Genomic DNA, 12,643 nt, shown 5'->3' with positions numbered 1-12,643 from the left:
CTTTAACCCCTAAGAGACTGAACTTTTTGTTTTGCAAAAGTCACTTGCTTAATATTTAGTTGACCTGTTTTTATCGCGCTAACATAGTTATCTATTGCCGCATTCAGATTACCTGTATGCTCAAGTGAAATTGCAGAAGCTAGCAATGTCTGAGAGTCATTCGGAAATCTCGATAAAATTGTGCGATAGTCATTTAACGCATCCTGATGCCTACCAAATTTTTGAAAAACCAGCCCTCTTAATCTTAATATTTCTATCGAAGCGGTATTTGTCGAAATACCTTCGAGTATTTTAGTTGCCGCTTCTGCATTGTTTTGCTTTAGATAATATTGAGCTGTCGCTATTCGATAGTTCTCTCTATCAGGAAAATAAATAACTGCTGATTCCAGAATCTGTGGCAACTTTGGATGATTGTGCTTCCAGGCTATTTGAATGAGCTTCTCCCTGGCAATAGTAAATTCTGGGTCACGTTTTAATAGCTTATCCAGTTGAATAATTGTCTCATCAATACCTGTATTTTTTTGATTATTGATAATGGCTTCGAGTGCTCTTTTAAGAGAGGTTTCCCGACTAACCTGTTTGACTTTATTGTTATTGAACCGGGCATCGTCAACCTCGTTATGAATAGAATCTTCTCGGACGGTTTGAACGGGGGTGTTTGTTGAGTCTTTATCGCTCGCTGTCACCTGCACTGCAGGCTTATCTATAGACATGATGTTTTCTTTGCTGGAAGAATCAACGACGTTTGACTTTAATGTTGTCCGATTATTTGAAGATGCTTCTATGTTTTTTTTGGGAGTCTCGCTCTCACTAATCAATTCGTCTTTTTTAACATGCTTTTTTGTGTGCACCCGGTTGTGAGAATTATCAGTTTGGGTTGTGTCATCAGAGTTTTCGCCTTGTGCACTCTTTTGATTCCTTGTGTCTGATATCATGGGTGGCTCCAATATCTCATCCGCCACTGAGCTATATTTCATCCAGACTGCGCCTACGAAAACAGCAAGCGACAGCGCAATAATTAATAATGGAATAACTAGATTTTGAGGCTCGACATCAACAGCTTGCATTGATAAAAAATGCTTTTGACTGCTGCTTTCTTTATCGAGATCCCTTAAAACCTGGTTAACTAAACTCATATCAATCCCCAAATTGCCATCGCAGATCCGCTAGTAAAAAGCATAAAGAAAGCCACCAGCCTTAAACCATAGTTTTGCCACCAGGTGTTAATTGATTCAGTATCTTTTGCAGCGCGCAAAACATTCGAAAAAGTTATCGATTTTTTTCTTTGTGCATAGGCTAGCAATAGAGATTTGTGACATAAAATATTGATCAATCGAGGAACGCCTTTTGAGTAATGATGGAGCAAAATGTTTACAACTCTGTTGTACTCAATTTTAAATCTAGAGGATTTCTCAAGTCGTTGTTTCACATAGGTATAGGTTTGCTTTCGGTTGAGGACGTTGAGTTGATAACTAAATGTTATCCGTTGCTTTATTTGTCTAAGCTCTGAAGACGAGAGCTTTACGTCAAGTTCAGGCTGGCCAAACAAAACAATTTGAATAAGTTTTCTTTGCTCTGTCTCAAGATTTGTCCACAAGCGTAAGGTTTCAAGGCAATCATTGGTTAGCAGCTGCGCTTCGTCAATAATTAAAATCACCGGACCAGATTTTTTATTGAGGTTTAGTAGTCTGGTTTGAATTCTTTGATTAAGCTGATCATCTCTACAATGGCTGTTAATTCTGAGTCCAAGCTCGTTAGCGAGTGAAAATGAGAGCTCTCTGGCTGACAACTTAGGGTAGGGGATGTAAGCTACTTTTTGTGAATTTCCCAGTTCATTGATTAAAACACGGCAAATCAAGGTTTTTCCTGTTCCGACCTCTCCGACTATTTTGACAAGCGCTTCGCCTGTATTAATTGCAAACCGTAAAACATTCAAAGCTTCAGCATGAGTTGTGGTTGGACAATAAAAGTCTGTGTCTGGAGTCAGACAAAATGGTAGCTTTTTCATTCCAAACTGGTAGAGGTACATTGATTACCTGAACTGTTTATATCTTTTTCGGGTTTCTCTTAAATCGGTACTCATCGTCCCTGCATTGACTACACTTGCCTTTAACAAAATAACTAATTCACTTTTTACCTTGGTATCTCTATGCTGGGTGAACAGGTGGCCCAGGACTGGAATATCCCCCAATATTGGAGTTGAACTTTCCTCTTTTTGAATACGAGTTTGCATTAACCCACCGATTACAATAACTTGTTCATTCTCTGATCTAACGATGCTATCGGACTCTCGCACATTAGAAAGAGCCAGAGGTAAAGTAAATTCATCCTGACCAAGCGTAATTGTTTTTTGTTGATCATCGACTTCACTAACTACAGGATGTATATGAAGAATGATTTCTTCCTTATTATTTATCTGCGGAGTTACATCCAGAGATATACCAGAGAAAAATGGTGTTAGCGTCACATCGGGAGTTGTTGCCGTACTCGTACCTGTCACAGTTGTTGTGGATACATCGGTTACAAAAAATTCATCACTTCCGACTTTTATAATTGCTTTTTGATTATTCACTGTGGATACTCGCGGAGAGGAGAGTACATGAACCTCTCCCTGAGTTTCTAAAAGCTGAATTGCTGCATCAAAATCATTGCTATCATATAGCATCGAAAAACTACCATTTATCGGCGCTTCATCACTTGCTATATCAAGTACCTGTCCTAATTGACCAATTGTCAGTATATTCCCGCTAGAAGATGTTCGGATTTTGCGCCAGTCGATTCCAGATTGAAAACCTTCGTTAAGAGCAACTTCGATTATTTTTGCCTCTAAAATAACCTGTCTATTTAAACCTTCCTGAGTTGAACCAAGGTAAGCTTCGATTAACTTTTGCGTTCTTGGCAAGGCTCTTACGATGACAATACCTGCTTGAGGACTTACGACAACACTTGCATTTGCTTCATCCTTAATAATCAGTGTCAATGACTTTTCCAGCTCAGCCCAAAAATCAGTTTTCGAAACGGTATTTAATTCAGACGCATTTATTTGAGATATACTGCTGCCACCGGACTGGCTTTGATTTGTCGATGATTGTCGGTTACTTGAACCTTGACTCATTTGCGCGACGGCTTGCCCAGCGACGTTTGTTGTGGACTTCCCCGATCGAGTAATATTTAGATAATTAACTGGATAAATTGCAGTCATAGTTTCTGCGGAAGAAACAAAGAATATATCCCCCTCTTTTTCTACCATAAGCGGATATATTCTTTCTATCGATGACAGGACTTCACTTATCGAAACGTTCTTCAGTTGCAGCGTAATTTTACCGGATACTTCCGGGCTGACTACCATATTGAATCTGGTACCATCTACCAGACCTAGTAGAAAACTGCGTGTGTCGATATTTTTTACCGATACATCGAACTTTTCTTCATCCGTTGAATTTTCATTCAATGATACTGGTGGAAGTAACGAATCAAGAATTTCATTTTGCGTGATTTGCGAAACACTGTTTTTTTGATCTTTTTCAGCTTCGGCTAGTGCTTTTTCAGCTAATGTTATTTTATCAACTTTGGCTGGCTGAAATGTTTCACAGCTTTGCATAAAAAATATTGCAATTATTGGTGTTATAAACTTTAAGCTGTATTTTTTCATAAGGATGCTTCTTTTAACTCTTGTTATTACTTTTTACTTTGGGTGCCAAATACATTGTTTTTTGTTCCTTTATTCCTTCCAGCAAGACACTATTACGGGTTATCTTGATTAATTTCAGTCCTAAAACATAATCTCCGGTTTGATACGTCTTATTTCCAATTATTGCTGAACGTTCTCCATTGCGCGTAATAATGGCAGTCAGTCTGGGTGATGATGATTTTTTCGAAAAATCCTTTTTCTTATTTTCAGATTTTATTAACGGCTTCGTTGGATCTGCGGCCAATAAATCGCAGGAATTCAAAAAAAGCCAGGTTAAAATGATTCTCAAAAAAATGTATTTATCCACCGATCCACTTCCTGTTAAAACTAATTGTTGAAACTTCCAGCTTTATTGAAGAATGAGGATAATCATCGACAGAGAATTCAAATCTTCCAAAATCTACCTTTTGTTGCATAGACTCCAGGGATTTAATAAACAACAGGGTTTCGGTGTAATTTCCTGAAAGAAGCAGATCTATGGTGTGTCGATAAACCTGCAACTGTTGCTCGTTTTGATCAGATTCCTGCTCAGCATCTTTTAGGAGAAGAGAAAGTGGTGGCTTCTTTTCAAGTTTTAGTAACTTAAGACTTTTGGCATCATCAATAATCGTTCTCAATAGTGAGGCCATTTTGTCGACGGGTACCAAGGTTACACTTTTTTCTTTTAATTTATTATGTGCCAGCTCAACTTCAGACTTTAAAAGCATTAGCTGCTTTACTTTGGGGTTGCTTCTGTTGTCTTTGAGTGAGCTGGATAAGGTAGCCTGAGTCACAAGCAACTGATTATTTTGCTGTTCAATCTGCTCAATATTGCTGGTGGTTCGAGTAATTGCCTTATCAACTGAACTTAAAAATAGTAAATCTATTATCAGCCATAGGAGAAGTGCTGTTGCGAAAGTCAGCATCAACCTTAGTCTGAGTTCAAGTTGATTAAATTGCTCTATTCCAAGAAGGATTCTATCTTTCATTAATATTCCTTCCATTAAGTAAAGAGAAATGTACGAGACTCTCATTTTCCAGGTCGCGATCAATTGATAGCTGGTCAAACTGTCTACGCAAGTTAATGCCTGTTTTTAGCTCTTCAACATAGCGTGGAATTTCGCTAGCCCTGGTGCTGGTTCCGAATAGTGATAGATTGCTATCGTCAATGATTATTCTGGTTAACCAAACACTACTGGACTTTGGTTTTGCTAAATCAACCAGTATATTACTGTAATAATTCTGGCTACTACTTTGAGGCAAGTTTATTGCGCCCAGAGCTCTGTTATATTGAGATAGTTGGTTTTGATAGTAGAAGATCTCACTATCAAGTTGTTGGCTATTCTGGGATTCATTTATTTGTTGTTTTAACAGCGTTAATTGTTGCGAAATTGCTTGTTGCTGTTGTTGTTTATTTTCTAAAACCTGTTTAAGAGCCGTTAATTTTTGCTGGTCGATGATTGCAAATATTAAGAGTGCAAACAGTGTTAATCCAATTGATGCTGTAGCAAAACGAAAATCAAAAGTTAGCGGTTTGGGGTGGTACTCTTGCAAATAAAAATTAATTCGCTGCATCAATCCTCCTAACCAGGCAAATCAGTGAGTAAGCCAACTTCTGCAACAGTCGGAGGAAAGGAACCATTTTGTGTATAATCACTTTTCATTGTAACAAGCTCAACCTGTGTTTCGGTCAGCTGACTGAGGGTTTCGGCGAGTGACGCGGATCCTGGTTTATCAATCAATAGAATTCTATCCAGAGGGCGTCGATAAATTTGGCTGATAACATAATCGAGGGTACGCTGGGTTTCGAGGAGAAAAATTTCTTCCTCCTGTTCTCTTTGCTCCGATTGAAGTGAGTTTTCTGAATGAGAGTTTTGTTGTACCACATCTTCCTCTAAAAGGAGCTCTTCTTCTACAGGCTGTTTTTCGGGAATAAATTTTCCTTTCTTATGCCGACAAAAACAGAGTTCACCTCCGTGGTAAAAAGCGTATAGCAGCCCGCTAGAGTTTTCTCCGACAAAACCGATAAGCTTATCTATGCCTATTTGTGGTAGTAGGGCATTACCAATAGCAAGCTCTTCTATTTCAATCGACTCGAGAATGAGATCTTCTGTGTTGCTTGCCCGGATGAGCGCTTCAATAAGTTCCTTTTCCACCGCAATGGCAGTAATCTGATTAAACTGTTGGTCGGGATGGTTGGGTCGATAAAAGCTGACCAGCGACTTTTCCACTGGTCGTTCCAACAAATCTTTCACCTGCCACTTGAGGGCTTCAGCCATTTCATTGTCTTCGACTTTGGGTGCATCGACTGATATTGACTGATAGTGATCGCTAAACAGCACCCATTTGCAAAGTGCTCCTTTGCAGCTGATTTTCCTGCAGGTATTTGTAAACTGTTCACAAAGTGTAGGGATATCAGTAAAGAGAAAGCTTTCGGCGAACTGACGAATTAGTCCTTTATCGGTATATTTGAAGAATTGAAAGCGGCATTGTTGCCCCTCCAATGAGGCGACCACTAAATTTTGCTGTTTTTTTGAGCCGAATAACTTCACTATTTTATTATTTAAATCAAGTGGTTAGAAAAGAAGGTGCAGCCTGTTAATCCTTAACCAGCGAAAACTTTATGGCTCAGGCTAAACCCTCTATTATATTTTTTATAAAAACAGGTCGGTTCAGACCAATTTCCCGTTAAAAATCAATCAATAGCGGTTAATTAAAGTGTAGTAGAGATTTGTTATTTGGTAGTAAATATTTACTCTGATAGTCAAATTGGTAATTTCGAATCTAACCGTTTGTCCGCAGGATTTTTGCTCCTAGTTTCAGTCATTTACTGAATTTCACTCATGTGGCTTTCATCCCACCCCGCTAATCCGCTATAATCCGCACCTGTTTGATATTTATCCACTGCAAGATTGGCGCGCTGAGGTGCGTGGGGATCGAGTCTCGGGAGTTAAAAAGTGCAAAAAATTAAAGTTATTCTAGTTGCTTTAGCTGTTACTTTAGCTGGCGCTGTATCGGCGGATCATATGAAGTCTCATACAGTTAAGGAAAGAACCAAGCCTACAGGTAAAGTTTATCGTGTTGGTGATGATGTACCTAAAGCGGCTCCAGTGGTTGCAGCTACTCAGTCTGCTGGACCAAGAAGCGGCGAAGATATCTATACTCAAAAATGTGCCGCCTGCCATGGTACTGGTGTAGCCGGAGCGCCTAAAGTTGGCGACTCAGGTGTATGGGTTGATCGTATTGCTCAAGGTGAAGAAGTATTGATTTCTCACGCGTTGGAAGGATTTCAGGGAAGTACAGGTTTTATGCCGGCACGTGGAACTTGTACTGACTGTAGCGATGAGGAAATTGCGGCGGCAGTAAAGCATATGGTTGCCAATAGCCAATAGCCTTAAAAGCTTTCATCTAGTATAAAAAACCGGGATTATCCCGGTTTTTTACTATCACTTAGTAGTTTTTCCAGTTTTTCCACCAAATCTGCCCTTGCTCGCTGTAGCAGGCGCTGACTATCATCATGTTTTACCCAGTGAGCATGACCGAAAACCAGTTGATATTGAATATCACTTCCAATAAAGTCAATTCGAGCCTTCAGGCTATTTTTTAATTTTTCCTCTAGTACACAGAGGGCATCGGCAGGGGTTTCTGGCAGAATCATCAAATAGGTTCCGTGATCGGTATGGCCAACCATATCAGCCCAGCGGAGTTCATCCATCAGTGTGTCTTTGATCGTTTCGTGTAAAGTGTCCTCAGCTACCGTTTCCGGTTTGTTAAATACTACCAGGTGAAGCTTTAGAATTGACAGAGGGTTTTCGTAGCGACGACTCCGGCTCACTTCATAATTTAGAAACTCAACCCAGTTAGAGCGTTTGGGAAGCTCTCCCTGATCCAGTTTGCTGGTGGCGATGCTAAACCTTTTATTTGTTACCTTTTCTTTTGCGAAATAGTGGACCCTGGCGCCTTCTGGTTTATCTAAAAGTGCTTGCCAGTAGTGAAAGCGGGTTTCTTCGTTAGCTTTGTCTGAAAACAGCTGGACTCGGCTGGCATCTTTGTTAATCGCTTCAATAGGCAGAGCCGGGTAAAGCTTGTCGATAACTTCATCCGAAGAGAGGTGCATTTGTTCATAAAACAAATTATTGCACCATAACACTCGCTCTGACTTATCACAGACAGCAATGGCAAGTGGAGATTTCTCCAATATTTCACTGTTTTCAAAGGACATGGTCGACTCGAAGTTTGCTTTGTGTTTCCTTGAGGTAATCCTAACGCCTATTCATTGCTATCACAATCGAGCAGTTAGATTTCGTGTTGTTATAGAATCTGCTTTTATCATTCCAACCTCTTTAAAAGCATCTACACTATTATAGTAGTTTATCTGCCAAAAAGATCAGTATTGTGAGCCAAAGCGAGATTGACCCAGCAAAAATAAAACTTATCAGACGTAGGTTTTGCCAGTTAAGTCAAATACGTCTGGAAAGGATGCTTTCAAGCTTTAATATGACTCAATCAGACAGCATTCAGCTATTGCCATTACTTTTTCATGTTAATCATCCAATGTTGCCTGGATATATCGATAAAGATACACCTTGCGGGATCCCTGATTATTCGCCGGATAATACCGTTAAATCGATTGCAAAAACTGCGAGTCGAAGCTTTAAGTATAAAAGTAGGGCTTATTTACGGTTTGAAGTAGTTGCTCTGTATTTAATGGGGAGTGCAGGGACTTTGGCGCAAACTTTTCGAAGTGATCTTGACCTCTGGATTTGTATTAATGAAAAGATGAGTCCGGAGCGCGCGCAGAAACTGGAACGGAAAGCAGGGTTGATAACACAATGGATGGCTGAACGCGGAATCGAGCTTAACTGTTATCTGGTTAATAAAAATGATTTTCAAGGTAAGACAAATAAAATATTTTCTACTGAAAGTTGTGGTGATACACAAAATTATTTGCTTCTTGATGAGTTTTATCGTACTGCTATATGGTTGTGTGGGCGCATGCCTCTTTGGTGGGTCGTTCCCGTTGATGAAGACTACATCAGTTATGCCAAACGGCTTATTATGCAGAAACACCTGGATGAAACCGAGTGGATTGATTTCGGGCCGGTAGAGTCTATCCCGCCAGAAGAGTATTTTAGTGCATCATTATGGCAGCTGTATAAATCCATTCAGTCTCCTTATAAATCGTTACTCAAATTACTTCTGCTGGAAGTTTACGCTCGACACTCAGCCAAAACAGATTTGCTTTCCAGTCAGTTTAAGCAACGGGTTTATCTGGGGGAAATTGAAAGTCAGGAGCTGGATCCCTATCTTTTTATGTTCAACTACGCGGAGTCTTTTGTTGTGGAGCAACCACAGCGACTGGAATTCCTACGGCGTGCCTTTTATTTAAAAACAGGTTCCAAGATTCAGTTAAAGCCTAAAGGTAAAGTCGGATGGCGCTACCGCACGCTGGTTAATATTGTTCAAAGTTGGGGCTGGAATCAAAAACGTCTTGAATATCTGAATCATCGTGGCAGCTGGAAAATCAATATAGTATTAAAAGAAAGGGCTGAGCTGGTTAGAGAGCTTAACCATTCCTATCATTTTCTGGCTAACTTTGCGCGTAAGCAGGGAGTCGCCGATCAAGTGAGTCAGAGTGAACTCTTATCCCTTGGTAGAAAGCTTTACAGTGTCTTTGAAAAGCGCGCAGGTAAAATTGAGGTAATAAACACCGGGATTGTAAGGGATTTATCTGAACCGGCTTTGACCATGGTTGAAGGCCTTTCGCGGCGGTGGAGCCTTTTTGTTGGCGCTGTGCAAAAAGAAAAAATTGTTATCAGTCAGCCTGTGTATACCGCAGATACAATGTTTATGTTGATAGCCTGGTGTATTTGCAATCAAATCGCTAATGAATATACCAGTTTTCAGGTGTTCGCTAGCGACCCATACTTAAATCAGAAGCTAGCGCATCGGGTTGCTCGCCAACTACAGAAGCTTTGCCAAAAGCGACAGTCAAAGGTTGATGATGAAGCCTTTCAACACCCGGCCGTGACAGTAAAAGTCGGTGTCTTTGTGGCAACCCGAAAAGATCCTCTGAGAGAGGAAAAGTCTTCCAGATATATCAATATCGGACAATCAAGCGACCATTTCTGCTGGGGAGAAGAACGACGAAATTTATTGAACGACTTTGAGGTGTTCTCGACCAACTCCTGGGGAGAAAATATTTGCAAAAACTATCGAGGGACAAGTGCATGGATCCAGTTTTTCCAGGATAACCGGGATATTCTCGCTGATATTGACGAAAAAATGGAAATATTTGCGGATACACTACCCCAGCCCGAAAAGCTGAAGCGGCGAATCAGGGAGCTTATGGTCGAATGGAATCGCTTGATTATTAATCAACTAAAAAAGCACAAAAACTATCGTTATCTAATGAGTTTTGGCAGAGAGTTTCTGAGAATTAATTTTGATGAAGAGGGGATCAGTTATCAATCTTATCCTGACCTGGAGCAGATGCTTTATTCTCTGGCCGAGTTTTCGACTTCCCGTTTCGAACATGTTGTTGATGAACATCTGAATGTACCACCACTGATCAGCAAGATGATTGCTCGTAAGAGTAACGAAAGTATAAATTGTTATATCGCGAAAATATCGACAAAAGAAATTCAGGTGTTCGTAAAAGAGCCGCAGGGACATCTTTTTTATCAGCGACACAGAGATTCCAGTGAAGAGCATTTGATGACTTATTATCAGCAGTTTATCGATTCAATTAACCTGACTCAGGGATTTTTAAGTGCTAAAGGCGTTGAATGTCTTTTCTGGTACTCAGATTTAACCGGCAATCCGGAAAATTTTCGATTTAACAAGATAAAGCCGGAAAAGAATACTTTGCCACAAACCTACTGGCGAATTAAAGCGATTGGGTGCTTTAACTCGATAGAGGACATCTGCTTTGATCTCTATTGTGGACCTACTGTTTATCGCTACCGGGATTATGGAGACCTGGTCTACAGAAAACTGGCACAATATATAATCCAGCAAAGGGGAAAATCGGAGCATTATCCCATTTATATTACCGATCTGGATTTATCTGCGGTAATTCCGGAGCCTCATTTATGTCACTATTTCGAATATAAAAGAGAAATAGAAAACCGCCTGAAAAATACACTGGACAAGTTAAAATGAGCCGCTTCAGGGATTTCCGTTGATTTTAAGGCCAAAATTACTCAAAATCCTCGTTAATAGTCATTACTTTAAGAAGCAATTTATGCATCTCAAGCGAATTTTATTCGTGCTCGGGCTGATGCTAACGAGTGCTTGCGGTCAAAAGGGAGCGCTAACGCTATCATCGGAAAAAGCCTCTGCAACCAGTGAACAGTCACAACAACCCGAAACTGGAACAAAAAAAAGTCCGGAAAATCAATCAAAGCGAGGTGATTCATGATGCTTAGCTTCGCCAAGATGCATGGGTTGGGCAATGATTTTATGGTGGTGGATGGCGTTTCCCAGCAAATATACTTTACCGAAGGTCAAATTAGGAAGCTGTCGGACCGCAACCGTGGGATTGGTTTTGATCAGTTATTGCTGATTGAGACGCCGATGCAGCCGGATGTTGATTTTCATTACCGAATTTTTAATGCGGATGGTACAGAGGTAGAGCAATGTGGCAACGGTGCGCGTTGTCTGGGGCGATTTGTTCGTCAAATGGGGCTAACCTGGAAGCATAAAATCAGAATTAGCACGATAAAAGGAATTATGAATCTGCAACTTATGCGCAATGGGCTGGTGAGTGTTGATATGGGAGTTCCAGAACTGGAGCCTGCTAAAATTCCAATGCAGCAGCCGGAGCGTCAGTTAAGTTATCAAGTAGACGTTGAAGGTCAAGTTCTGGAGTTTGGTGCAGTTTCAATGGGCAATCCACACTGTGTTATTCGAGTTGATGATGTTGCTTCTACTGATGTTGACAAAATCGGTGGTTATCTGACCGAACACGAACTTTTTCCACAAGGCGCTAATATCGGGTTTATGCAGGTTGTTGCCGACGACGAGATCCGGCTTCGAGTTTATGAGCGAGGAGTAGGAGAAACGCAGGCATGCGGTACTGGAGCCTGTGCGAGTGCGGTGGTTGGGCGTATGCTCCACCAGATGCAACAGAAGGTCAGGGTTTATTTGCCTGGAGGGCATTTACATATCGATTGGCCGGGGGAAGGCAAGCCATTAAAAATGATGGGGCCCGCTGAATTTGTTTATCAGGGAATTATTGAAATATGAAGTTACCGCCACAAGTTGAAACTCAAGCGCTGGAACAAGGGTGTTTAACTCAATTTAACCAGCTGATGGAAGAAGCTGCTGTCAAGAATTTTTTGCTGGAAAACCCTGATTTTCTGCATAAAAATCCACAACTTCTGACCCATTTGAACTTGCCACACCAGGTAGACAATGCAACTTCTCTGGTGGAAAGACAGGTCAAAGTTTTACGTGATCGAAATATGGAGTTGCAGACACAGCTCATTGACATGTTACAGGCAGCCATCAGCAACGAAAAACTGCTGCTTCAATGCAATCAATTTATGCTGGCTTTACTGGATTGCGGTTCTTTGAGCTCATTAACGGCAACGATTGTTCGCCGACTAAAAGAAGACTTCCAGCTTGATGGCGCCGCTTTGATGCTGGTCGGTGATTATCACGATGCTCATCCTGCTCAGGTTGTAGCCAGCCCGGGAGAAATTAAAGCTTTATTGAATTGCCAGTTTCCGGATAGCCAGCCGCTTTGTGGCAGATTAGAAGCTTCGTCTAAAAAAGCATTATTTGGTGACTTGAGTAGTAATCTGCAGTCATTTGCTTTGATTCCTCTTGGAAAAGGTTGTCAATTTGGCGTTTTAGCTTTAGGAAGTAATGATATCTCCAGGTTCGAACCTCAAATGGGCACTTTGTTTGTCGAGTTGATTGCCAAGCTCATCAGCCACATTGTCCGCCGATTCGAGTCTGCTTAGC

13 protein-coding genes are annotated in these 12,643 nt (G+C 40.8%); 5 read left to right on the top strand and 8 right to left on the bottom strand.

What is annotated here, in order from left to right:
* Positions 1 to 2 precede the first annotated feature (2 nt).
* Genes IYN84_RS13450 through IYN84_RS13420 form a run of 7 tightly spaced genes read right to left on the bottom strand, consistent with a single transcriptional unit; the run spans position 3 to position 6,186 of the window.
* Positions 3 to 1,136 (bottom strand): lipopolysaccharide assembly protein LapB, encoded by a 1,134-nt coding sequence (locus tag IYN84_RS13450; protein WP_196139758.1) that lies wholly within the window; start codon positions 1,134 to 1,136, stop codon positions 3 to 5.
* Positions 1,133 to 2,029: an ExeA family protein gene (locus IYN84_RS13445; protein ID WP_196139757.1), complete on the bottom strand. Its 897-nt coding sequence runs from the start codon at positions 2,027 to 2,029 to the stop codon at positions 1,133 to 1,135. The genes IYN84_RS13450 and IYN84_RS13445 overlap by 4 nt, the downstream gene beginning before the upstream one ends.
* Before the next feature lie 3 nt (positions 2,030 to 2,032).
* Positions 2,033 to 3,652, bottom strand: a complete 1,620-nt coding sequence (mshL, locus tag IYN84_RS13440; protein ID WP_196139756.1) for a pilus (MSHA type) biogenesis protein MshL — start codon at positions 3,650 to 3,652, stop codon at positions 2,033 to 2,035.
* Positions 3,653 to 3,665: 13 nt separating this feature from the next.
* On the bottom strand, positions 3,666 to 3,998 hold the full coding sequence (locus IYN84_RS13435; protein WP_196139755.1) for a hypothetical protein: 333 nt from the start codon (positions 3,996 to 3,998) through the stop codon (positions 3,666 to 3,668).
* Positions 3,991 to 4,659, bottom strand: a complete 669-nt coding sequence (locus IYN84_RS13430; RefSeq protein WP_196139754.1) for a hypothetical protein — start codon at positions 4,657 to 4,659, stop codon at positions 3,991 to 3,993. The genes IYN84_RS13435 and IYN84_RS13430 overlap by 8 nt, the downstream gene beginning before the upstream one ends.
* Positions 4,649 to 5,245 (bottom strand): hypothetical protein, encoded by a 597-nt coding sequence (locus tag IYN84_RS13425; RefSeq protein ID WP_196139753.1) that lies wholly within the window; start codon positions 5,243 to 5,245, stop codon positions 4,649 to 4,651. Before IYN84_RS13425 ends, IYN84_RS13430 begins: the two co-directional genes overlap by 11 nt.
* A gap of 8 nt (positions 5,246 to 5,253) precedes the next feature.
* Entirely contained in the window at positions 5,254 to 6,186 is a 933-nt protein-coding gene (locus tag IYN84_RS13420; RefSeq protein WP_196139752.1) for a hypothetical protein, read from the bottom strand.
* Between the two features lie 441 nt (positions 6,187 to 6,627).
* On the opposite strand from IYN84_RS13420, the gene IYN84_RS13415 reads away from it, so the two are divergent.
* Positions 6,628 to 7,062 (top strand): cytochrome c5 family protein, encoded by a 435-nt coding sequence (locus IYN84_RS13415; protein WP_371734883.1) that lies wholly within the window; start codon positions 6,628 to 6,630, stop codon positions 7,060 to 7,062.
* 35 nt (positions 7,063 to 7,097) lie between these two features.
* Here IYN84_RS13415 and IYN84_RS13410 read toward each other — a convergent pair whose 3' ends face one another.
* Complete coding sequence (locus tag IYN84_RS13410; protein ID WP_196139751.1) at positions 7,098 to 7,892, bottom strand: hypothetical protein; 795 nt, start codon at positions 7,890 to 7,892, stop codon at positions 7,098 to 7,100.
* A 173-nt stretch (positions 7,893 to 8,065) separates the two neighbouring features.
* Between IYN84_RS13410 and IYN84_RS13405 the strand changes: the two genes are divergently transcribed.
* The 4 genes from IYN84_RS13405 (at position 8,066) to IYN84_RS13390 (ending at position 12,642) form a co-directional block, all read left to right on the top strand.
* Positions 8,066 to 10,834, top strand: a complete 2,769-nt coding sequence (locus IYN84_RS13405; RefSeq protein WP_196139750.1) for a class I adenylate cyclase — start codon at positions 8,066 to 8,068, stop codon at positions 10,832 to 10,834.
* An 82-nt stretch (positions 10,835 to 10,916) separates the two neighbouring features.
* Positions 10,917 to 11,093: a lipoprotein gene (locus IYN84_RS13400; protein WP_196139749.1), complete on the top strand. Its 177-nt coding sequence runs from the start codon at positions 10,917 to 10,919 to the stop codon at positions 11,091 to 11,093.
* A complete protein-coding gene (gene dapF / locus IYN84_RS13395; protein WP_210330485.1) occupies positions 11,090 to 11,920 on the top strand; it encodes a diaminopimelate epimerase in 831 nt (276 codons plus the stop codon). The genes IYN84_RS13400 and dapF overlap by 4 nt, the downstream gene beginning before the upstream one ends.
* Positions 11,917 to 12,642, top strand: coding sequence for a DUF484 family protein (locus IYN84_RS13390; protein WP_196139748.1), 726 nt, complete (start codon positions 11,917 to 11,919; stop codon positions 12,640 to 12,642). Before dapF ends, IYN84_RS13390 begins: the two co-directional genes overlap by 4 nt.
* The last annotated feature ends 1 nt before the right edge of the window (position 12,643 follow it).

The organism is Aliikangiella sp. G2MR2-5 (assembly GCF_015687155.1).
In the GTDB taxonomy this organism is placed as follows: Bacteria; Pseudomonadota; Gammaproteobacteria; order Enterobacterales; family Kangiellaceae; genus Aliikangiella.
The sequence above is the reverse complement of the archived record's forward strand: the minus strand, read 5'-3'. Positions and strand labels throughout refer to the sequence as shown.

Coding starts and splice junctions, on each gene's coding strand:
- IYN84_RS13450 (WP_196139758.1), bottom strand. CDS start 1,136: ATGAGTTTAGTTAACCAGGTTTTAAGGGATCTCGATAAAGAAAGCAGC.
- IYN84_RS13445 (WP_196139757.1), bottom strand. CDS start 2,029: ATGTACCTCTACCAGTTTGGAATGAAAAAGCTACCATTTTGTCTGACT.
- IYN84_RS13425 (WP_196139753.1), bottom strand. CDS start 5,245: ATGCAGCGAATTAATTTTTATTTGCAAGAGTACCACCCCAAACCGCTA.
- IYN84_RS13400 (WP_196139749.1), top strand. CDS start 10,917: ATGCATCTCAAGCGAATTTTATTCGTGCTCGGGCTGATGCTAACGAGT.
- IYN84_RS13430 (WP_196139754.1), bottom strand. CDS start 4,659: ATGAAAGATAGAATCCTTCTTGGAATAGAGCAATTTAATCAACTTGAA.
- dapF (WP_210330485.1), top strand. CDS start 11,090: ATGATGCTTAGCTTCGCCAAGATGCATGGGTTGGGCAATGATTTTATG.
- mshL (WP_196139756.1), bottom strand. CDS start 3,652: ATGAAAAAATACAGCTTAAAGTTTATAACACCAATAATTGCAATATTT.
- IYN84_RS13390 (WP_196139748.1), top strand. CDS start 11,917: ATGAAGTTACCGCCACAAGTTGAAACTCAAGCGCTGGAACAAGGGTGT.
- IYN84_RS13410 (WP_196139751.1), bottom strand. CDS start 7,892: ATGTCCTTTGAAAACAGTGAAATATTGGAGAAATCTCCACTTGCCATT.